The sequence below is a fragment of the Acinetobacter sp. 22301 genome (assembly GCF_052045285.1).
Lineage (GTDB): Bacteria > Pseudomonadota > Gammaproteobacteria > Pseudomonadales > Moraxellaceae > Acinetobacter > Acinetobacter pittii.
The window spans coordinates 82,790-103,751 of sequence record NZ_JBQEOR010000005.1 but is presented as its reverse complement, the minus strand read 5'-3'; the positions used below and the strand labels follow the sequence as shown (position 1 = coordinate 103,751).

The following is a 20,962-nucleotide window of genomic DNA, read 5'->3' as shown; positions in this document are numbered from 1 at the left end:
CATTTTCCTCTTAAGCTTGTGGATCTGGGAACAATGGACGATTCCCGGGACTAATACGATTAATATGTAAGAACGTCATATGTCTTTCATATTTATCTAAAATATCGTTAATGACCTGTTCTTTACTGTAACCGACCAGATCGTTATCTTGCGAGCCGTCATAAAGATAGGTTTCAAGTCGGAAATAGAACTGTTTGCCTCGTTTTACACGCTGACTGAAGTTCGGCGCGCTATAGCGTACAGGCCAGATCTGATAAACAAAGTTTTGCTCTTCTTCCAAATGGATAGTCAGATCTAAATGGTAAAGCGTATCTTCATCTTCAAGCGGGGTTTGCTGTACATCCACATTCATACCCTGCTTAATCAACTCATCAGCAACAGCCTGAACAGCTGGCAAACACACCGTATCTAGCATGCGCTGTGTTTCAGTGGTTCCCGGATGATGCATGACTCGAGTTAAACGCTGTTTCCAGTTCAGAATATCAACGTTCCCTACCACTGGCGCTGCATTCATACTGAGACTAGCATGCCTGTAATCTTCAAGTCTGAGCGACTTATAAAGCCCTGCCATCACAAGGAACATCACAAAACTAAACGGCAAACCCATAATAATAGTTGCGTTTTGCAAGGCGGTAATGCCGTTGGTCATGAGCATAGCGAGCGTGAGCAAACCAATCGCCACTGCCCAAAACACGCTTAACCAACGTGGAGCATCATTATCGATATTAGTCAGTTTAGTGGTGAAGTTACCTAAAACCAGCGCTCCCGAATCGGCAGAAGTGACATAAAACAAAAGTCCTGTCACAGTGGCAATTGAAGCAATAAAGGTAAAGCCCGGATATTGCGCTAACAGGTCATAAAAACCATGAGCCGGATTTGCTAACACAGTCGCTGCTAAGGTTTGGTTGCCTTCAAAAATAACGCTGTGCAGTGCACTATTACCAAAAATAGATAACCACGTAAGTGTAAATAGAAGTGGAATAATTAAGGTACCGCATACAAACTCACGAATGGTACGTCCTCTTGAGATACGTGCCAAAAAGAGTCCTACAAATGGAGACCAAGCAATCCACCATGCCCAGAAGAAGAAAGTCCAACTACTCATCCACTCTTTAGGCTGTTCAAAAGCAAAACTTTGTAATGCTAAAGCAGGGAAACGAGTTAAATAGTCACCAATATTTTGGACCAGGGCATTAAGTAAAAACTCGGTATTTCCCAAGAATAAAATAAACAGTAATAACCCGACCGAAACATAAATATTGATTTCAGATAAAATCCGTAAGCCTTTATTGACCCCAGATGTCACCGAAATAATACTAATACCGACCGCAACAGCAATCAGGATAAATTGCATCCAGATATTTTCTGGTAATCCCAATAACACATGTAGGCCATAATTCAGCTGTACTACTCCAATCCCGCAGGTCGTCGCAATACCAAAAATTGTCCCGATCACGGCAGCTGTATCAACACTATGCCCAATCGCACCATTAATTCTGTTCCCGAAAATTGGATAAAGTGCAGAACGAATGGTAAGCGGCAAATTATAACGATAGCTGAAATATCCCAATGACATACCAATCAAGGCATACATACACCAGCCTGTTAAACCATAGTGAAACAATGTCCAAACCATACTTTGGCGTGCTGCTTCATAGGTTTGACCTGCTCCGACCGGAGGTTGCATATAATGAGATAGTGGTTCAGCGACCGAGAAGAACATGAGGTCGATACCAATACCAGCAGAGAACAGCATGGCAGACCAACTCAGTAAACTAAACTCAGGCTTTGAATGCTTAGGTCCTAATTTGATACTGCCATATCTTGAGCAGGCAATAAAAATCACGAAGGCCATATATAGTGTTGCAGCCAGCAGATAGTACCAACCAAAGGTTGAAGTTACCCACTGAAGCACAGCATTCATGACTCGATTTGCAAAATCGTTGAACAAAAACGTGACGAGAGAAAAAATTAAAATAAGTACAGCTGAAAAATAAAAAACCACACGGTTGAGCGGGTCTTTTTTAGATTTAGATAATGTTAAATCATCAACTGCTCTTGGATTATCTGTTGCCATACAATCCTCAAGGAATAAAATAAAAACAAAATATTTAATTTCGTCTTTTCACTCTTATTTAAAACAATGAAAAGACGACTTTAAACGCAAAAAATAATATATAGATGTGATCGATTGAGGTTATAAAACCTCGGTCACTTTATTCTGGTCACAATTCGATGGGACTGAAATGTCTTTTGAAACAGCTAACTGTTTTTTCACTAATTGAGGGTCAAAATCATCTTGCTTTAATGCTTTAGCTAAACCAAACATATAGAGCAAAATAATGACTGAAAATGGTAAACCACATAACACCACAGCACTTTGCATGGAGTTAAAACTACCGGCTAAAAGCAAGCCAATACTTACAATGGTAATTACCACAGACCAAAAGACGCGTAACCAGATCGGTGAATCACTATCATTGGTGCCCCCTTTTGAGGACAAATTAGCGATCATTAGTGTACCAGAGCCAACTGGTGTCAAAAATAAAACGAAACAAATTACAACAACAATACCTGCAACGTAAGGATTAAACGGCAGATATTCGAGTAATTTAAATAAAGATAATGCTGGATCAGTTAAAACCATATCGCCTAATACTTTCTGTTTTTGCTGCAAGATAAAATAAATTGCAGTGTTTCCAAAAACCGAAATCCAAGCCAGTGTAAAGCCGAGTGGAATCAGGCATACACCTAATACTACTTCACGAATGGTACGTCCTTTTGAAATGCGGGCAATAAACATACCGACAAAAGGCGCCCATGCAATCCACCAAGCCCAATAAAATACAGTCCACGAACCCAACCAGCCACTGGCTTTTTGATTGTACAAATACATATCAAAACTTTTACCAATAAAATTATTGAGATAATCGCCCGTATTTTGTACCAGACCATTTAATAAATGGTTTGTCGGACCCGTTAAAAATACAAATAAAAGTAAGGCATATAGCAGACGTAAATTAATACGCGACAACCACGCCAAACCTTTTTCAATACCCACCACGGTCGTAATCGTGGCAACGAACATCATGATGAGCACGGCAGTAATTAAGGTCGCAGAGTTATCCGGAATTTGCGGCAGTAAGTAACAAATGCCCGATACCAGCACTAACGCTCCGATTCCCAAGTTGGTGACCAAAGAAATGACCGTCGCTAAAATTCCAAAGCCATCGACAAAATCACCCACCAAGCCATGCACTCGCTCTCCAAAAATTGGGTAAAGCGCTGAACGCAGTGCTAATGGCAAGTTTTGTCTAAAAGCAAAGTAGCCTAAAGTAACTCCGAGCAATGCATAGAGCACCCAGCCATGAATCCCCCAATGCAAAAAGCTATAAGTCATCGCATTACGGGCTGCCTGAATCGTTCCTGCCTCACCTTCTGGCGGTCTTAAAAAATGGTCAACCGGTTCGGCCACACCATAATAAAGTAGCGCAATACCAATCCCTGCCGAAAACAGCATTGAAGTCCAAGCCAAATAACTAAACTCTGGTTTGTCGTCATCTTTTCCCAAAGGAATCTGCCCTACTTTTGAAAAAGCGAGCCAACCAACAAAACCCAGACACAGCACAATAACCAGCATGTAATACCACCCAAAAAAGTGATTTACTTGCTCTTGTACATAGGTCAGCCAAAACTGACTTTTTTCTGGAAACAGCACAAAAAGTAGGCCAAAAATACCGATACTGATTGCTGAACTCCAAAATACGAAACGATTTAACCGAATATGGTCTGAAGAATATCCATCACTTTTCAACACCATCTTATTGCTCCTTGCAATCGGTGTATTTTTCTCAAAATAACGTGATAAGTAATGTACTTATGCGCATCATCCTATCCTTAAGAACCTTTGATTTCACCTCTTTATTTTTAGAAGCTTATTCAAAAATTCATTGATTTTTACATATCATACTTGTTATTGATTGAACGTTCAATCAATAACAAGTATGATAAAAAAGTGCTATGATGCTCTGCAAGTTAACATGTTGAATTTTAAGCACCACTAAAAGTGCTGATGTGGACAACCATGACAAAACGCAGAGTAAAACCAGAACATGTGCGACGTGAAGAAATCATGAACGCTGCACTCGACGTAATTTATGAAGTGGGGTTATCTAATACCACCATTGCACAAATTGCAAAAAAAGCCGAGCTGTCGACCGGCATTGTTAGCCATTATTTTGGCGACAAACAAGGGTTGATAAATACCTGCATGCAAGAAATGTTAAATGTTCTGCGTCGTAAAACCGAACAGTACAGAGCAGAAGCAGATTCGCATCCAGAGAGCCAGATTAAGGCCATTATCGACTCTAACTTTGACATTAGTCAGGTCAATGAAAAAGCAATGCGGGTCTGGTTGGACTTTTGGTCAGCAAGTATGCATGTACCAGACTTAAGCCGCTTACAAAAGATTAATGATCAACGCCTGTACTCCAACTTAAAGTTTTATTTTCTTAAGTTAATGGATGAACAACAGGCCAGTGTTGCCGCTAGAGGTTTGGCAGCATTGATTGATGGATTATGGTTACGAGGCAGTTTAAGCCGTCATAACGAATTTGACAGCAATCTTGCTCGTTCCATTGCTTACGATTATGTACAAACGCAATTGCAATTTGCGAACAAGCCTTTGCAGGAGAGACAAAATGAGTGATGTACAAGTTCATCAATTGTATATCCATGGACGCTACGTTAAAGCAACCAGTGGTAAAACATTTAATAGTATTAACCCTGCCAACGGCGAGACAATCGCGACTCTTCAGCAAGCTTCTGAACAAGATATTGAAGCTGCTGTACAAAGTGCCCAACAAGGACAAAAAATCTGGGCTGCCATGACTGCCATGGAACGTTCACGTATTTTACGTCGTGCTGTCGACATTCTTCGTGAACGTAATGATGAGCTTGCCCGTCTTGAAACACTCGACACAGGTAAAGCTTTTAGTGAAACATCTACAGTCGATATTGTGACTGGCGCAGATGTACTCGAATACTACGCAGGACTTGCAACAGCCATTCAAGGTGAACAAGTTCCACTTCGCGAATCAAGTTTCTTTTATACACGCCGTGAACCTTTAGGCGTGGTTGCTGGTATTGGGGCTTGGAACTATCCAATTCAAATCGCTTTATGGAAATCTGCCCCTGCCCTTGCTGCCGGCAATGCCATGATTTTCAAACCAAGCGAAACCACTCCACTCACAGCATTTAAACTTGCAGAAATCTATACAGAAGCTGGCTTACCAGATGGCGTATTTAACGTGGTGCAAGGTGCTGGTCGTGAAATCGGTCAGTGGCTGACTGAACATCCTGTGATTGAAAAAATCTCATTCACTGGTGGTGTGGAAACTGGCAAAAAAGTCATGGCAAGTGCTGCTGGCTCTACGCTAAAAGAAGTGACCATGGAACTTGGTGGTAAATCTCCACTCATTATTTGTGAAGATGCCGACCTGAACCGTGCAGCAGATATTGCAGTCATGGCGAACTTCTTTAGCTCAGGTCAGGTATGTACCAACGGTACGCGTGTATTTGTTCCAAAATCACTTCTAGCCGACTTTGAAAAAGCGGTTGTAGAACGAGTAAAACGTATTCGCATTGGCGACCCAATGGCTGAAGACACAAACTTCGGACCACTCACTAGTTTCCCGCACATGGAAAAAGTGTTGTCTTTCATTGAGTCAGGCAAACAACAAGGCGCTAAAGTGTTAATTGGTGGTGGCCGTGCAACAGAAGGCGAGCTTGCAAAAGGTGCTTATGTACTTCCAACAGTATTTAGCGACTGCACCGACCAGATGGCGATTGTTCAAGAAGAAATTTTTGGACCTGTCATGAGCATTTTAAGCTATGAAACCGAAGAAGAAGTCATCCGTCGTGCTAACGACACCACCTTTGGTTTAGCTGCTGGCGTTGTTACTCAAGACATCAGCCGTGCTCATCGCATTATTCACCAGATTGAAGCCGGTATTTGCTGGATTAATACTTGGGGCGAATCGCCTGCCGAGATGCCAGTGGGTGGCTATAAACAATCTGGTGTAGGCCGCGAAAATGGCTTAACTACGCTTGGGCACTATACCCGTATCAAATCTATTCAAGTTGAACTTGGCGATTATCAAAGCATTTTTTAATGCCTCAATTGCTCTAAACACTTCAACCTAAATCACATATGCCGAGCAGTCTTTATAGATTGCTCAGGCAAACTGTTAGTAAAAAAAGGATAGTTATGAATATTAAAGAATATGATTACATTATTATTGGCGCAGGATCTGCCGGAAATGTACTCGCTGCGCGTCTTACTGAAGACAAAGATACCACCGTTTTATTATTAGAAGCGGGTGGACCAGATTATCGCTTGGATTTCCGTACACAAATGCCGGCAGCTTTGGCCTACCCTCTTCAAGGCCGTCGCTATAACTGGGCTTATTTAACCGATCCTGAGCCACACATGAATAACCGCCGTATGGAATGTGGTCGTGGTAAAGGTTTAGGTGGTTCATCTTTAATTAACGGCATGTGCTATATCCGCGGTAATGCAATGGATTTAGAACAATGGGCAACACATAAAGGCCTTGAAAACTGGTCTTATGCCGACTGTTTGCCATACTACAAAAAAGCCGAAACCCGTGACATTGGTGAAAATGACTACCATGGCGGCAATGGTCCTGTGTCCGTTGCTACTCCTAAAAATGGCAACAATGTGTTGTTCCATGCCATGGTTGAAGCTGGTGTACAAGCCGGTTACCCTCGTACTGATGACTTAAATGGTTACCAACAAGAAGGCTTTGGTCCAATGGACCGCACGGTTACGCCTAAAGGTCGGCGTTCAAGCACTGCACGTGGCTATTTAGATATGGCAAAAGGTCGTCCAAACCTGACTATTTTGACTCATGCGACGACCAACAAAATCTTGTTTAATCAAAAACAAGCAATTGGTGTTGAATATATTATTGGCGCTGACCAAAACAACTTACAACGTGCATTGGTTAAACGCGAAGTATTACTGTGCGCAGGTGCAATTGCGTCACCGCAAATTTTACAGCGCTCAGGTGTGGGTCAAAGTACCTTCTTAAAATCAATGGATATCGATGTGGTTCATGATTTGCCGGGCGTAGGTGAAAACCTGCAAGACCATCTAGAAATGTACTTACAATATAAATGTAAACAACCCGTTTCTTTATACCCTGCCTTGAAATGGTATAACCAACCTGCGATTGGTGCCGAGTGGTTATTTAACGGTACAGGTATTGGTGCAAGTAACCAGTTTGAAGCAGGCGGATTTATCCGTAGTTCGGATGAGTTTACATGGCCAAATATTCAGTATCATTTCTTGCCAGTTGCCATTAACTACAACGGTAGTAATGCAGTGAAAGAACATGGTTTCCAAGCTCACGTCGGTTCAATGCGTTCGCCTTCACGCGGCCGTATCAAACTTAAATCGAAAGATCCATTTGAGCATCCAAGTATCTTGTTTAACTACATGTCGACTGAGCAAGACTGGCGCGAGTTCCGCGATGCAATTCGTATTACTCGTGAAATCATGCAGCAACCTGCGCTTGATCCATATCGTGGTGATGAAATTAGCCCGGGTAAACATTTGCAAACTGATGCAGAGCTTGATGACTTTGTTCGTAACCATGCAGAAACAGCTTACCATCCATCTTGTAGCTGCAAGATGGGTGAAGATGAAATGGCTGTTGTAGATGGTCAAGGTCGTGTACACGGTATGAAGGGTTTACGTGTAGTTGATGCCTCTATCATGCCACTCATTATTACCGGTAACTTAAACGCAACTACCATTATGATTGCCGAGAAAATTGCAGACCAAATTCGTGGACGCGAAGCGTTACCACGTTCAACTGCACCGTTCTATGTAGCATCATAAAATCTGAAAGGGCATATTTCTTATGCAGAGATATGCCCTTAATTTAATCTTTATAGAACCAATATTAATAAGAACAATGTATGACAGAAAATAAGCACTTACGAGCAGCTTATTTACATAAATATGGTATGAAATAAAAATTAATCGATTTTTATAGGCAAATATTCTTCAAATGATTTAACTTTAATCAAATTAAAATTATTAATTTAATTTCAAATGTTTAAATAAAAACAATGAGCTTAAATTATCTTTTTAAAGCTCAGTTTGGTTAAATATAAATCATATTTATGATTTTGATGAACCCCATTTATTATAAAAATTGTCTTGTCAATGCAAAATTAGTCTAAAATATAGAGTGTTTGCGATAATCCCAAGTAATTTTTATTTTTTTCGAAGTTCTCTAATTTTGAGAATTTACTTTCGCATTTATATCCGTTTTGTCTGGATACGCTGTCTAGGTTTCCTCACACCTTAAGTGACTCAAATAACTTATTTTAAGGTCCCCCTTACATGAAAAAGTTTTTGAAATACCTTCTGGTATTAATCATTCTTATTTTAATTGCAGGTATTGCATTCTTGTTTAGACCTACAACGTCAAAACAAGTTCAAACTGCAAAAGATGAGCCAGTAGTTGATGCTGTTCTTGTTGGCGGCGGCATCATGAGTGCCACTCTTGGTACTTATTTCACTGAGCTTGAACCAAACTGGCAAATTCGTATGTTTGAGCGTCTTGATCAAGTTGCTCAAGAAAGTTCAAACGGCTTTAACAATGCCGGAACAGGCCACTCTGGCTTTATGGAAATGAACTATACCGAAGAGAAAAACGGTAAAATGGAAATTGCCAAAGCTGAAAAAGTTGCTTCTCAATTTGAAGTTGCTAAACAGTTCTGGTCATATCAGGTAAAACAAGGCGTTTTAGCTGAACCGAAATCATTCATTAATCCAGTTCCGCATATTGCTTTCGTTTGGGGCGATAACGTTCAATTCTTAGAAAAACGTTATGCTGCCATGATTCAAAGCCCGTTGTTCAAAGGTATGAAATTTACTGAAGACCCTGCTGTTATTAAACAATGGGCACCTTTAGTCATGAATGACCGTGATCCAAGTCAAAAAGTTGCCGCGACCCGTATGGATGTTGGCTCTGACGTAAACTATGGTTCAATCACTAAACAATTAGTGGGTCATTTAAATCAAAACCCGAATTTCAAATTACAGACATCGACTGAAGTGACTGGCATCAGCCAAAATGATGACAAAACTTGGACTGTGTCTTTCAAAAATTTGAAAACTGGTAAAGTAGATCACGTTAAAACACGTTTTGTATTTATCGGTGCAGGCGGTGCAGCAGTTAAATTATTGCAACTTACTGGTTTACCAGAGGCGAAACAATATGCTGGCTTCCCTGTTGGTGGTGAGTTCTTAATTACTGACAATCCAAAAATTACTGCTGAACACACAGCGAAAGTATATGGCCGTGCTGAACTTGGTGCACCTCCAATGTCTGTACCACATATTGATACACGTTATATCGACGGTAAAAAATATGTATTGTTTGGACCATTTGCAACGTATTCAAATAAGTTCCTGAAAAATGGTTCTCAGCTTGATTTACTTGCATCTACCAACAAAAACAACGTTTTACCAATGACGACTGTTGGCTTGGAAAACCTTGATCTTGTTAAATACTTGGTCAGCCAAGTCATGATGTCAGATGAAGATCGTCTAAATGAACTTCGTAAATACTACCCAGATGCGAAAGCTGAAGACTGGCGTTTAAGCCAAGGTGGTCAACGTGTTCAGATCATCAAAAAAGAACCAGGCAAACCTGCAACACTTCAATTCGGTACAGAAATCTTTGCGTCTAAAGATGGTGCTGTAACTGCATTGTTAGGTGCGTCTCCGGGTGCTTCGACTTCTCCATACATCATGCTTAACTTGCTTGAAAAAGCTTTCCCTCAGCAAACTGAAGGTAAGTGGAACCAGAAGCTTCATGAAATTGTAGTGTCTTATAAACAAGACTTAAGCAAAGATCCTGTGTTACTCGACAAAGTTCGTCAGTACACAAGTTCTACACTTGGCTTGAACTATACATCTCCGTTCAAAGCTGCAAACGATGAAACTGCTGCTGCCCCAGTTGCAAAAGCAAACTAAGTTTGACGATGTATAAATAAATTCCAAAAGGATGAATTTCGATTCGTCCTTTTGTTTTTTAAGCCCTCAGCTGAGATATTTAGATTCGCTATGACCCATTTAAACTCATCTTCTCACCTCTTATCATTTGGTTTTAAGCTCGTGCTTTTTTTGCTGCTGGCTTATCTTTTGCTAAGCGGTTTTTATATATGGATGATTGGTGGTACAGCAATTTACATCAGCTCAGCCGTACTACTTGCCATCACCGCTTATGCATTTAAGCTCGGTAAATATCAAAAGCTATGTTCTGTTTTAAATCTGCTCATCAGTGCAGCGGCGTTATATTTCAGTACTGCTCATTTATTTTTCTCCCCTGCTCAATTCTTTATATTTTTACCTGCCTTATTTTTTGTACTGTTAGCTTTTGCTCGCCTAGAAAAAGTTCGCAGCTTATCTAAGGTTTTATTATTCATTAGTTTATTGATTTGGTCAGGCATACATTTTATGCAACTTGAACAACTTAAAGCGTATTATAAAACGCAGCATACTGGTGAAAGTTGGCAGCAATTTGGCGCGTTATAAGATCATTTTTTATTCAATGTGTTCAAATAAATATCTCATCTTTTTCACGTGAAGTTCATCAGTAAAACTGAACATCGTCTACAGAAATCCTCTTAAGAAAAAATATTCATAACAATCTAATTTATTTAGAAATATATCGAGCATATTCGCGATTGAACACAATCCATCTACACGCTAGATTAACTCAATTATTTTTCTCCCTTTATGTTGTAATTTATGAAGATTTTAGATGGCGGTTTAGGCCGTGAATTGGCCCGTCGTGGCGCTCCGTTTCGTCAACCAGAGTGGTCTGCGCTTGCACTCATTGAAGCACCAGAAACAGTAAAAGAAGTACATCTTGATTTTATCAATGCTGGTTCAGAAGTCATTACGACTAATAACTATGCTGTTGTGCCATTTCATATTGGACAAGAACGCTTTGAAACCGACGGTGTGCGTTTAATTAAAGTTGCAATTGAACAGGCAAAAAATGCAGTAAAAGAAAGCGGCAAAAATGTCAAAATCGCAGGCTGCTTACCCCCATTATTTGGTTCTTATCGTGCTGACCTGTTCCAACCTGAACAAGCTAAAAGCCTTGCTGAGCCGATCATTAACACATTGGCACCAGAAGTAGATTTCTGGCTCGCTGAAACCCAATCTTGCTTAAAAGAAGTCGAAACAGTTCATGCGCTATTACCACAAGATGGTAAGGACTATTGGGTGTCATTTACGCTGCAAGATGAGATTAAACAAGAACAAGCACTCCTTCGTTCTGGTGAAAATATGCAGCAAGTGGCTGAGTTCATCAAACAATCAAATGCCAAAGCAGTGTTGTTTAACTGCTGCCAACCTGAAGTGATCTTGCAAGCAATTAATGAAATTAAAGGACTTATTCCAGAGTCTGTGCAGATTGGTGCTTATGCCAATGCTTTCCCACCACAAGATGAAAGCGCTACTGCCAACGATGGTCTGGATGAAATTCGTAAAGACTTAGATGCTCCAGCTTATCTAGGTTTTGCCAAGCAATGGCAACAAGCAGGTGCAAGTTTAGTGGGCGGTTGCTGCGGTATTGGACCAGAACACATTGCTGAACTTTCAAAATTTTTTAAAGAATAAATACCATGTCTGCTGCCAAAATCGGATTATTGTCTCTTACAGCGCTGGTCTTTAGTTCTATGGTGGGGTCAGGCGTTTTTAGCCTTCCCCAAAACATGGCTCAAGTCGCCAACGGCTCTGCCCTTCTAGTCGCATGGCTCATTACTGGGGTCGGTATTATTTTCTTGGCCCTCTCATTGTTGCATTTAACGCGTCAACGACCAGATCTTGACGGCGGTATTTATAACTATGCCCGAGAAGGCTTTGGGGACCTGATCGGGTTTTGCTCAGCGTGGGGCTATTGGTTGTGTACTACCATTGGTATTGTTGGTTATGTGGTGATTGCCTTTTCAGGCGTCGGCATGTTTACCGACAGCAAAGACCATATTATTTTTGGTGAAGGTAATACGCTCTATTCACTGATTGGCTCAAGCATTTTTGTATGGCTGGTACACTGGTTAGTGAGTCGAGGCATTAAAGAAGCTGCGATTGTGAATTTACTGGCAACCATTGCCAAAATCATTCCAATGGTGGTTTTCATCTTCTTTACCTTCATTGCCTTTAAGTTTGATCTATTCAAACTCAACTTACATGACTTTTCTTTGCAAGTTCCACTTTGGCAGCAAGTGAAAGACCTGATGTTGATTACCCTTTGGGTATTTACCGGTATTGAAGGTGCTGTAGTTTTATCATCGCGTGCAAAAAAACGTCATGATATTGGTAAAGCAACTATTTTAGGTGTTTTGCTGGCATTAAGTTTTTACGTGATGGTGACCGTATTGGCTTATGGTGTGGCGAGTCGTGAAGCCCTTGCAGGCATGCATAACCCATCTATGGCGACCATTTTACAGCAACTGATCGGCTTACCGGGCACTATCATTATTACCATTGGACTCATTATTTCAGTTGCATCGTCTTATTTAAGTTGGACTTTATTTGCCACTGAAATTCCATTTCTGGCTGCAAAAAATGGTGCTTTCCCGAAATTATTTTTAAAGAATAATCAAAATAATGTACCAATCTCATCACTTTGGCTGACGACGCTTGTGGTACAAGGCTCACTCATTGCCGTGTATTTTTTCAATAAAAACTACACTCAGCTTTTATTGATTTCATCGGTCATGATTTTGCTACCCTATTTTCTGGTGTCGGCTTTTTACCTTAAAGAATCCATTCGCCATAAACGCACGCCTCATATTGCGATTGCAAGCGTCGCTTCAATCTATGCGCTTTGGTTGCTCTATGCCGCAGGACTAGACTTACTACTCTTGTCTGGTGTGTTGTATTTGGTCGGCTTGATTATTTTTTCAATCAGCTACTTTGAGCATAAAAAATCGCTCAAACAAAATCAGCTAAATTAATTATTTCAACCACTGTTGACCCAGTTCAGCAGTGGTTTTCTAAGAATAAAACTCTCTACTTTGAAGACTGCGACTGCTTTAATTGCAATCGTAAAATACGGCGTAATTCTAAAATTGCCTCAGGGCTAGTTTGAATCGAATGGCCACCTTTAATGATCAATTCCGACTGCTCCCCACCCAAATGCGAACTTTGATAAGGCACAATTCCATCACTGCTTTTTAACTTATCAGTTGTCCCATTAATATTGCCCATAATCGAGTGATAGACCACTTGTGGCGATGGCTGAATAGCTTGAGTCAACTGCATAAAGCTAGAAGAACGACTTAAATTACTCGCCCCATTTTCAATTAAGCCTTTTCTGAGTTTGGTATTTTTCTCATCTCTCATTTCAACGGCAATAAAAAAGTCGGCAGGTAAGCGAATAATACGGCGAGCAATTTGGGTAAACCATCGGTCAGCATAGTCAGTACCATGATGCGGCGCCGAAACAAAAACAACCCGCTTAAAATAGGGCAAATCTTTGAACTGAAAACGCTCTCGAATAACCGGATTTTCTTTTAAACGCTTTAACTGTGCTTCATTCATTTTTTGCATGGCTTGCTCTGAAACATCTGCATCGCTTACTAGCAAGCGGCTAATCACTCCGCCCATACTATGCCCAACCAATACGGCATCGTGTGCGGCATAACTGTCTTTAGCAACGTTTTGAAAAGCCTGATTCAGTAAAGAATAAATCTGAAAACGACTTTCAAAAATCGGCATGTTAGTTGAATAAAACACCTGCCAAACCTGATAGTTTTTCCTTAATTCGGCATCGCCCATAATGTCATTGGTTAGGCTCACCCACGCCTCTGGGCTACTTGCTAAACCATGAATAAACACAATAATTTTCTTATTCGGGTTAAAGGGCTCCAGCATATATAAATGCGGCATGATTAAATTGGCTTCTTTATTAATTAAAGACCAATAACCTGCTGCGCCTAAATTATATTTCGATAGCCACAGTCCATAAGGTGCCGAATAATTTGCAGTAAGTGGATAGTCCACACCTTCGATTTTTACACGCTCTTGTCGATATGGATCGAATATTGAAATTTCTAACTCTGCCCCAGCAATGACCTGATCGGCTGTGGCTTTTTGTTTTGGGTATGCAATGGCAGTGGCTGGAAAGAAGCGTGGTAAATGAATATTAGGGTTGGCTTGGTGAGCATAAAAATTATCGGGGTCTAAAATGAAGCCGTGGTTCACATCATTTTCTTTACGCCCAACAATAAATTCTGCCCCCAAACCATCCTTACGGTTAACGGTATTAAAACCGGAAAAGTTCATGTTATAGCTGGAGCGAAAAGTATCGACTTCAATTTTTTGTACATCTAACGCGTGGTCAAAATTGACGTGATACTCATGCCCATCTGCTTTCAGCAATGGTGGAAAGCGATGTGTATTTAAATGATTAAAATACGTGGTCATGAGCTTTGACAAGGCGACGTTATAAAAAATACGTACCTGATTTTGGCGATGATCAAACACCCGATCGAAAGGCGACTCTTCAGAGTCAAATAAATAGACATAACTATAGCGCAAGCTTTTATCGAACAGCGCTAACTCTTGCTCAACGCAAATGTTACTTTTATTAATGACGTTACACTGGCTGCTACGCCCGACATCTAAAGCTTTTGCCAAGTAAATTTCACTCAGCGCAGCATAGCGTTCTTCTCGGCTGCTATTTTCGGACAGGCTCTGAACCTTATTTAAACAATCATCAAAATTTTGTAGGCAAGTTTTTTCATCTTCTTTGACCAAATACAGCAAGTTTTGAGTTTGATGACTTAAGGTGCCGTCGGTCAGAATACTTTCATTCTTACTTTTTAAAGCGTTACTTAAATTACTTTCTTTTAAATGAATAACCTGACAGCCACTGAGCAAAGCCATTATTGTTATGATTGAATAATGATAAGACTTTGTCATTGTGCATTCCTTAATCGAATGTATTCCCCATCTGGTCATTATGCCTGTAAAGCAGTGAACGAACAATTTCGAGTCCGCTTCCGTTTTCCTTTATTAAGAAAAAAGCCTGAACTCATTTTAATTCAGGCTAATTTGTTATTTTTTTAAATCAAGCTTGGTTGAACTTTTGCTGTGAAGCTAAATAAGAGAAATACAAAATTGGTAAGATAAACGGCGCTACACTCCAGAAATCAAAATAGACATAAAGGATCGCCCCTAAAAAAGCACCAATCACAAAACCAATTACAATACTGGCACTTTTTAGAAAACTTGCCCGATTGGCTGCATTATTGTTTTTAAGTAAGTTGGCAATATCAATCCCAAGCTGGGTAGTGTTACCTGTCATCATGGTGCTTGGGCTAATATTTTTAATAAGGGTTTTGCTTGAAGTATTACGAATAGCCAAAGCAATTAAGCCTAGCCCACCTGTTACTGCAACTGTTAATGCATCTGGATCTTTAAATGGCTCAAAGTAAAGCCCTGCCATCATAAAGGCACATAGAAAAATAGCTTCAAATAAAAATAAATAAGACAGCGTTTTGTGCTTGACCTGACTGCGGTCAATCAACAGTTTGGTAATGACAACAGTCAAAATAAATAATGGAATTGCTGCGAGCTTGATCCATAAACCAGAGCCACCTTTAACCCATGCTGCCCCTGCTAACACTAAGTTTCCCGTCACATGCGCGGTAAAAAAACCAAACAATGCAATAAAACCAATAGTATCAATTGCCCCACCCACCATGGTGAGTAAAACAGGATCTCGACATATTGCCCATGTACTTTCTGTGTCTTTTTTAATTGGGGTATCTGTCATATAAAATATCCTGTTAAATTAAAATCTTAAAGCAATTAAGTTGTATATAAATGATTTAAAAATGAATAATACTAAAGCGTTTATGAAAGCAAAAAATCATGTAAAAAAATAGGGTGCGTAATGTCGTAACACTGTCTTTAAAATGGCAACAATCAAAATTGACTATTTTTAAAACACTAAACTGTTCTCATCCTTAAATCAATTTGACCTCTAAAACTGTTCTAACTATGATGAAGCCGCTAGTTGACATCAACTGGTTTTGGACCTGAAAAAGTTATGCCAAAATATGGATAATCAATAACAACAATCACGAGTAGATATATGTCACTTTATAATTTTTCAGTTTTTTTAGGGGGATTATTATTTGTATCTGTTGCCTTCGCGGGTCAAAAAAACAGTCCTCATCGTGATTTCTATCTGAAATGTATTGCGGCTGGTCATAGCCGTGCAAGCTGTACATGTATTTATCATCGTTTAGAACGCCAATACTCCCCTAAGCTCATGCATAAACTTGGAAGTTTAAGTTTACAAAGCCCAGAAATACCGCGTGATTTTGTAAAATCCATGATGCGTACCATGCAAAAATGCCAGTCATAATTTTATTTTTTAAGCCACATCCACGCCAATACCCCAGCCATACATAAAATTGCCGGATAGACAAACCACGGATGCTGAATGGTCCAAATCATAAGCCCCGCAGCCAGACTCATACTTAAGGTCGAGATGTATTTCGCCTTTTTGGGAATACGACGATGTTCTTGCCACTCACGAATGAGTGGGCCGATATAGCGATGATTTCGAAACCATTGATGAAGTTTTTCAGAACCTCGAGCCGCAAAGAAAACCGCCAAAATCATAAAGTCGACAGTGGGTAAACCCGGAATAAAAATACCCAATATGCCAAGCGCAATACACAACCAAGCCAAACCAATAAACACCCAACGCACCCACATAGAACGGGCAAGTTTACTGACTGGTTGAGCGGGTGCTAACGACTGCTCATGTTTTACCATAACATTGAGTTGATTAAGTTTGTCCATATCGGGTATTCCCTTTATCCACTTTTACTATTTCAATTCATCAAGCTGATCAAGCGCTTGACCAAAATATCCAAAGGCATCTAAAGCTCCTTGAACGACTCGGTCTTGCTGGGTTTGGTCAAAGCCTGCTTCATCCAGTGCTTGTACAAAACGTTTCCAGACTTTAGCGCGCCCTTCGGGATAGGCCGCTAAATTACGTGCAGCAAACGTTTCAGAAAAACCCAAATGCTTTTGAGCTTCTTTAAATAAAAATGCAGCTCCTAAGGTTGAACCTTCGGACACATAAATCCAGCCTAAAGCTTCGGGTAGTTGTACGTTGTCACTCTGTAATTGCTGCCCGTTGGGTTGAATACCTAAATCATTTAAATCGGCAAGTGCTTGTTTTGAGCGGCCACGAATGTCTAAGTCCGGAATCAGTCCAGCTACACCCTCTTTCTCAAAAAGATGTTCAATTTCACGCTGAAAGTAATATTGAGACAAAGTAAATTGCGCGTATTTTTCTTTACTTGAAAACACCTTTGCCTCTGACATTAATTGATGCATACGTTCGTGTTCAGCAGCAGTTTCTTGTTTCAAACGTAAAGACAAACTGTTGCTAATGATTTGTTCTGTAGATGAATTCATCATCTTTCTCCTGCAAAATGGATATTACTCATCGGTTAGCGGCTCCGATTGAGTTTGAGTTGGACTGGAAAATCCACAACAATGGTCACGGCTCGACCGTTAATTTTGTGGGGTTTAAATCTAGATTTACGTACAGCTTGTATGACCCGTTCATCAAGGCTTTGAATGCCCGAACTTTGACGTAATTGAATGTTGATTGGCTGCCCTTTTTCATTAATGCGAATACGAAGCTCAACCAAACGATTTTGTTGTTTTAACTCGCGGTCATCATAGTCAAGCCCGCCAAAACTCAGCACATCCACGCTACTCACCTGAACAACGTCATCGTGTTCAACTTGAGTGCTAGGGGCTTTGGAATATTCTTGCTGCATTGCGGGTGTTTTGACCCCACCACTTTTAGTTTCACTATTGGCGTTTTGTGTCAACTGCTCAGTTTGCGTTTGTTCAAAGTCTGTCGAACTTAGTTTTTTATCGGTATGAGTCACCAGCCTTTCTGTACGCTGCGCTGGTTGGAGTGAAGTTGAATTATTTAAAGTCGTTTTTGATTGTGCTTGCTGTTTGTTATTTAAATTATTTTGCACAACTTCTTTAGAAGCAGTTTTTGACGCTAATGTTTGAACATTTGTAAGCGAGTTTTTTAGCTGATCGGGCGCATGAGATACTGAACTGTTTAATGTAGATTGAGGCGTTACACTTTTTTTAGGTTGGCTTTCAGTCTTTTCAGCCGATAGCTTTTTAGCGGGCGCCAATGACAGAAAACTTACTTTTAATGCATCTACTTTTGGCGATGCTTGAAAAGTATAAGGTTCAATTAAATGACTCAGCATCCAGACAACAAACACATGCAGACCAATCACCATGACTACGGTTAAGCACTTATAAAAATGCTTCGGTCCTTGTGGTAAAGGCAACATAACTATCGGCTTATGCGTAGGGAATAAAGATTTTGATTTCATGACTTATTCCCTAAAAACGATGCTCAAGCTTGAGACTAATGTTGTGTTTATCGTAGGAATACAGCCAATCGACATTGCTTTTATTTTGGTTATAGCGATAGGTTAAATTAGGCGTCATGCCATAAAACTCAAAGCGCGGCATTTGCACAACAAAGGTATAGTTTTGTTCAAAATCATGACGACGAGCCAAATAACCTACAGCATATTTATCAAACTGACGCCAACGGAAAGAACTCAATAACGTAGTGTTAAAACCAGTACTCCAATTTTTGGTTACACCTAACCGCGCACCTTGCTGTTCATAGGCAGCTACATATTTTTCTTTTGCAGAATGATCGACTACATCTAGACCACCAAAAACAGTCCACTGGTCTGGAAAAATTTTCCAGAAGGTGGCAAAAGCTGAATTTTCTATACCATCAAAGCTTTTATATTTCTGATAATTAAAATCTTTACTCTCAGCTTCAAGCTTGAAGGCTTTATCTGCCGAGATAAAATGCATCCATTCGGCACGCGCGCCCCAGGCATTGTAAAGACCATCATTGCCATAACGTTTATGTTCAAAAAGCGGACTCACCCCAATTTGATTTTTTAAGTCAAAGTAGCTGTAGCCTGCATTAATGTTAATGGTAGATTCATTAAATGCCGCGTGGTCGTTATAGGACTGTCCAAACGCCAGCGCACGTAAAGCCACGCCATGATGGCCTTCAATCGCATAGCGTTTAATCAGACTGGCTTCGTAATCTAAACCCGTTGCTGACTCAGCTTTTTGCTTTTCACTAGTAATTTTTTGCCCCCCAATAATATTACCTTTATTATCTGTCTGATAAGACATCCAAGTTTTAGTCTGTTTAGAGGCACTATTTAAATTACTGACATAGGTATAACCCGCTGAAACCGAGCCTTGCCAAGAGTCTCGTTTTTTTAATGCCTGAACAAAGGTATTCACTGTTGTTAAAACCCCAGAAGGAATTACCGCAGGATCACTTTGTTTCAGTTGGTCTTGAATGGAAATAAAAAGGCGTGCTGCTTCCTTATTCTTCTGTTGTTCAAACAGCACGCGCGCTAACTCAAGTTCACAAATTAAATTATGAGGTTGTTGTTTTAGGCTGCTTTGAAATTTTTGTTCAGCCAATTTCAGTTGACCCTGAGAACGTGCAACTGCCCCTTCGGCAAAGTCGGTTAAAGCCCGATCGTAGCCAACATATTTCTTATAATGTTCTAAATAAACCGTGGCTTTGAGCCACTGTTTTTGCATGACTGCCAGATATAACGCCTTGGCAAGATCATTCGGGTTTTGCTCAACACTATATTCTTGTCCATTAATTTGAAGTTTTGGTAATTGCTCGGTACTACGAATGGTTCCCTGCTCGTGAAACTGGCGCTGTTCTTGTAAAAGTGTTTGGTCCAAGCTTTGATTGAGACGAAGCTGTGTGTCTTCGTCGGCATATAAAAATGGACAACTCAACAATGTCAGACAGCACAAAAGCGTTCGTTTCATAAAACAATAAACCTGAAGCAACCAAGCAAAAGCCAAAAAAACAAAAGGAACCTACGTATGTAGATTCCTTTTGCATTCATTAATTTTTAGCACCGCCAAATGCAGTGTTGTAAGACACGTTATCAAACTGGGCAATACCCGCTAAAGCCGAAGCATTTGCACCAAAGAATTGACCTTGCACCACACCAGAGTTGTCGACACCAGCCGTACCGTTAGCCGTTGCCAAACCTGCAAACGCAGCAGTACCCGGGTTAAATGCCACACCATCTAGGCTTAATGATGAAACAGCCGTACCTGTTCCGGTAAGCGTTCCTTCAAGTGTACCCGCGCCATAATTTGCCGTGAACGTACCACTTAACAGATTGCTTCCAGAACCATTAATCCCTGCAACGGTATAAGTTGCAGTACCCGCGGTTGGAACAGTGGTATTGGTGTTATCACCCGCGTAGTAAACGGTATGGCTCGCGCTTGCCGGCGTGTCGCCCGCTTTCCACCATTCACCAAAATAGACTTCCTGTGTGCCCACCTGACCAAAGTTGAAATTACCTAATGCACTGTGTGAAGGTGGCATTGCAGACACTGGAATATGTGAAATATTAAAGGTTTTGCTGCCAACCGTTACATTGGTGTTACTCGTTCCCTGAGCAGCAAAAGCCTGAGCCAAACCTTTTAACGAACTAAAACCTGTAAAAGCGTTATATGGCGCACCCGCAGCTTGAACCGACACCGCTGCTACACCACCCGGATGGCTTGCATTGGCAGCGGCACCGATTTTGATGTTACTTTCATTACTCGAAATACCATCAATTCCTGCATAAGCAAATGCAGTTGAACAAGCAACAAGACCCAAGAACAATTGAGAGATTTTCATTTGTTGTTACTCCATCTTTTTTAAAACTAAGTTATTGTTTAATTTAAAATAACGATTTCGCTATTTTTAGT

17 protein-coding genes are annotated in these 20,962 nt (G+C 40.4%); 8 read left to right on the top strand and 9 right to left on the bottom strand.

The window, feature by feature from the left end; genetic code table 11:
• Nucleotides 1-10: 10 nt before the first annotated feature.
• Both ACTJJH_RS09955 and ACTJJH_RS09950 read right to left on the bottom strand, forming a co-directional pair.
• Nucleotides 11-2,077, bottom strand: a complete 2,067-nt coding sequence (locus ACTJJH_RS09955) for a choline transporter (protein ID WP_044101096.1) — start codon at nucleotides 2,075-2,077, stop codon at nucleotides 11-13.
• A 120-nt stretch (nucleotides 2,078-2,197) separates the two neighbouring features.
• Nucleotides 2,198-3,820, bottom strand: coding sequence for a BCCT family transporter (locus ACTJJH_RS09950; protein WP_002117782.1), 1,623 nt, complete (start codon nucleotides 3,818-3,820; stop codon nucleotides 2,198-2,200).
• A 264-nt stretch (nucleotides 3,821-4,084) separates the two neighbouring features.
• On the opposite strand from ACTJJH_RS09950, the gene betI reads away from it, so the two are divergent.
• The 7 genes from betI (at nucleotide 4,085) to ACTJJH_RS09915 (ending at nucleotide 13,074) form a co-directional block, all read left to right on the top strand.
• A complete protein-coding gene (betI, locus tag ACTJJH_RS09945; RefSeq protein ID WP_005070763.1) occupies nucleotides 4,085-4,708 on the top strand; it encodes a transcriptional regulator BetI in 624 nt (207 codons plus the stop codon).
• Nucleotides 4,701-6,173, top strand: a complete 1,473-nt coding sequence (gene betB, locus ACTJJH_RS09940) for a betaine-aldehyde dehydrogenase (protein WP_104075126.1) — start codon at nucleotides 4,701-4,703, stop codon at nucleotides 6,171-6,173. The genes betI and betB overlap by 8 nt, the downstream gene beginning before the upstream one ends.
• A gap of 95 nt (nucleotides 6,174-6,268) precedes the next feature.
• Nucleotides 6,269-7,927: a choline dehydrogenase gene (gene betA / locus ACTJJH_RS09935; protein WP_284091333.1), complete on the top strand. Its 1,659-nt coding sequence runs from the start codon at nucleotides 6,269-6,271 to the stop codon at nucleotides 7,925-7,927.
• Between the two features lie 510 nt (nucleotides 7,928-8,437).
• Nucleotides 8,438-10,078, top strand: coding sequence for a malate dehydrogenase (quinone) (gene mqo, locus ACTJJH_RS09930; protein ID WP_440601077.1), 1,641 nt, complete (start codon nucleotides 8,438-8,440; stop codon nucleotides 10,076-10,078).
• Nucleotides 10,079-10,168: 90 nt separating this feature from the next.
• Nucleotides 10,169-10,639 (top strand): hypothetical protein, encoded by a 471-nt coding sequence (locus ACTJJH_RS09925; RefSeq protein WP_440601076.1) that lies wholly within the window; start codon nucleotides 10,169-10,171, stop codon nucleotides 10,637-10,639.
• Nucleotides 10,640-10,855: 216 nt separating this feature from the next.
• Nucleotides 10,856-11,734, top strand: coding sequence for a homocysteine S-methyltransferase family protein (locus ACTJJH_RS09920; RefSeq protein WP_130118744.1), 879 nt, complete (start codon nucleotides 10,856-10,858; stop codon nucleotides 11,732-11,734).
• Nucleotides 11,735-11,739: 5 nt separating this feature from the next.
• Entirely contained in the window at nucleotides 11,740-13,074 is a 1,335-nt protein-coding gene (locus ACTJJH_RS09915) for a basic amino acid/polyamine antiporter (protein WP_001271327.1), read from the top strand.
• A 55-nt stretch (nucleotides 13,075-13,129) separates the two neighbouring features.
• Here ACTJJH_RS09915 and ACTJJH_RS09910 read toward each other — a convergent pair whose 3' ends face one another.
• Both ACTJJH_RS09910 and ACTJJH_RS09905 read right to left on the bottom strand, forming a co-directional pair.
• Complete coding sequence (locus ACTJJH_RS09910) at nucleotides 13,130-15,043, bottom strand: esterase/lipase family protein (RefSeq protein WP_440601075.1); 1,914 nt, start codon at nucleotides 15,041-15,043, stop codon at nucleotides 13,130-13,132.
• A gap of 148 nt (nucleotides 15,044-15,191) precedes the next feature.
• Nucleotides 15,192-15,899 (bottom strand): YoaK family protein, encoded by a 708-nt coding sequence (locus ACTJJH_RS09905; RefSeq protein ID WP_322976940.1) that lies wholly within the window; start codon nucleotides 15,897-15,899, stop codon nucleotides 15,192-15,194.
• Nucleotides 15,900-16,220: 321 nt separating this feature from the next.
• Here ACTJJH_RS09905 and ACTJJH_RS09900 point away from each other — a divergent pair, with 321 nt between their 5' ends.
• Complete coding sequence (locus ACTJJH_RS09900) at nucleotides 16,221-16,496, top strand: hypothetical protein (RefSeq protein ID WP_000061143.1); 276 nt, start codon at nucleotides 16,221-16,223, stop codon at nucleotides 16,494-16,496.
• Between the two features lie 2 nt (nucleotides 16,497-16,498).
• On the opposite strand, the gene ACTJJH_RS09895 is transcribed toward ACTJJH_RS09900, so the two are convergent.
• From ACTJJH_RS09895 to ACTJJH_RS09875, 5 genes are all read right to left on the bottom strand, one after another.
• Entirely contained in the window at nucleotides 16,499-16,939 is a 441-nt protein-coding gene (locus tag ACTJJH_RS09895) for a YbaN family protein (RefSeq protein ID WP_440601074.1), read from the bottom strand.
• A gap of 27 nt (nucleotides 16,940-16,966) precedes the next feature.
• Complete coding sequence (locus ACTJJH_RS09890) at nucleotides 16,967-17,566, bottom strand: biliverdin-producing heme oxygenase (protein ID WP_151302757.1); 600 nt, start codon at nucleotides 17,564-17,566, stop codon at nucleotides 16,967-16,969.
• Between the two features lie 32 nt (nucleotides 17,567-17,598).
• Nucleotides 17,599-18,519 carry an energy transducer TonB gene (locus ACTJJH_RS09885; protein ID WP_440601073.1) on the bottom strand — a complete coding sequence of 307 codons (921 nt, stop codon included), beginning with the start codon at nucleotides 18,517-18,519 and terminating at the stop codon, nucleotides 17,599-17,601.
• 10 nt (nucleotides 18,520-18,529) lie between these two features.
• Nucleotides 18,530-20,020: a surface lipoprotein assembly modifier gene (locus ACTJJH_RS09880; RefSeq protein WP_440601072.1), complete on the bottom strand. Its 1,491-nt coding sequence runs from the start codon at nucleotides 20,018-20,020 to the stop codon at nucleotides 18,530-18,532.
• Between the two features lie 79 nt (nucleotides 20,021-20,099).
• The gene (locus ACTJJH_RS09875) at nucleotides 20,100-20,891 is read right to left on the bottom strand and encodes a Slam-dependent surface lipoprotein (RefSeq protein ID WP_002041986.1); all 792 of its coding nucleotides are present in this window, start codon (nucleotides 20,889-20,891) and stop codon (nucleotides 20,100-20,102) included.
• Nucleotides 20,892-20,962 lie beyond the last annotated feature (71 nt).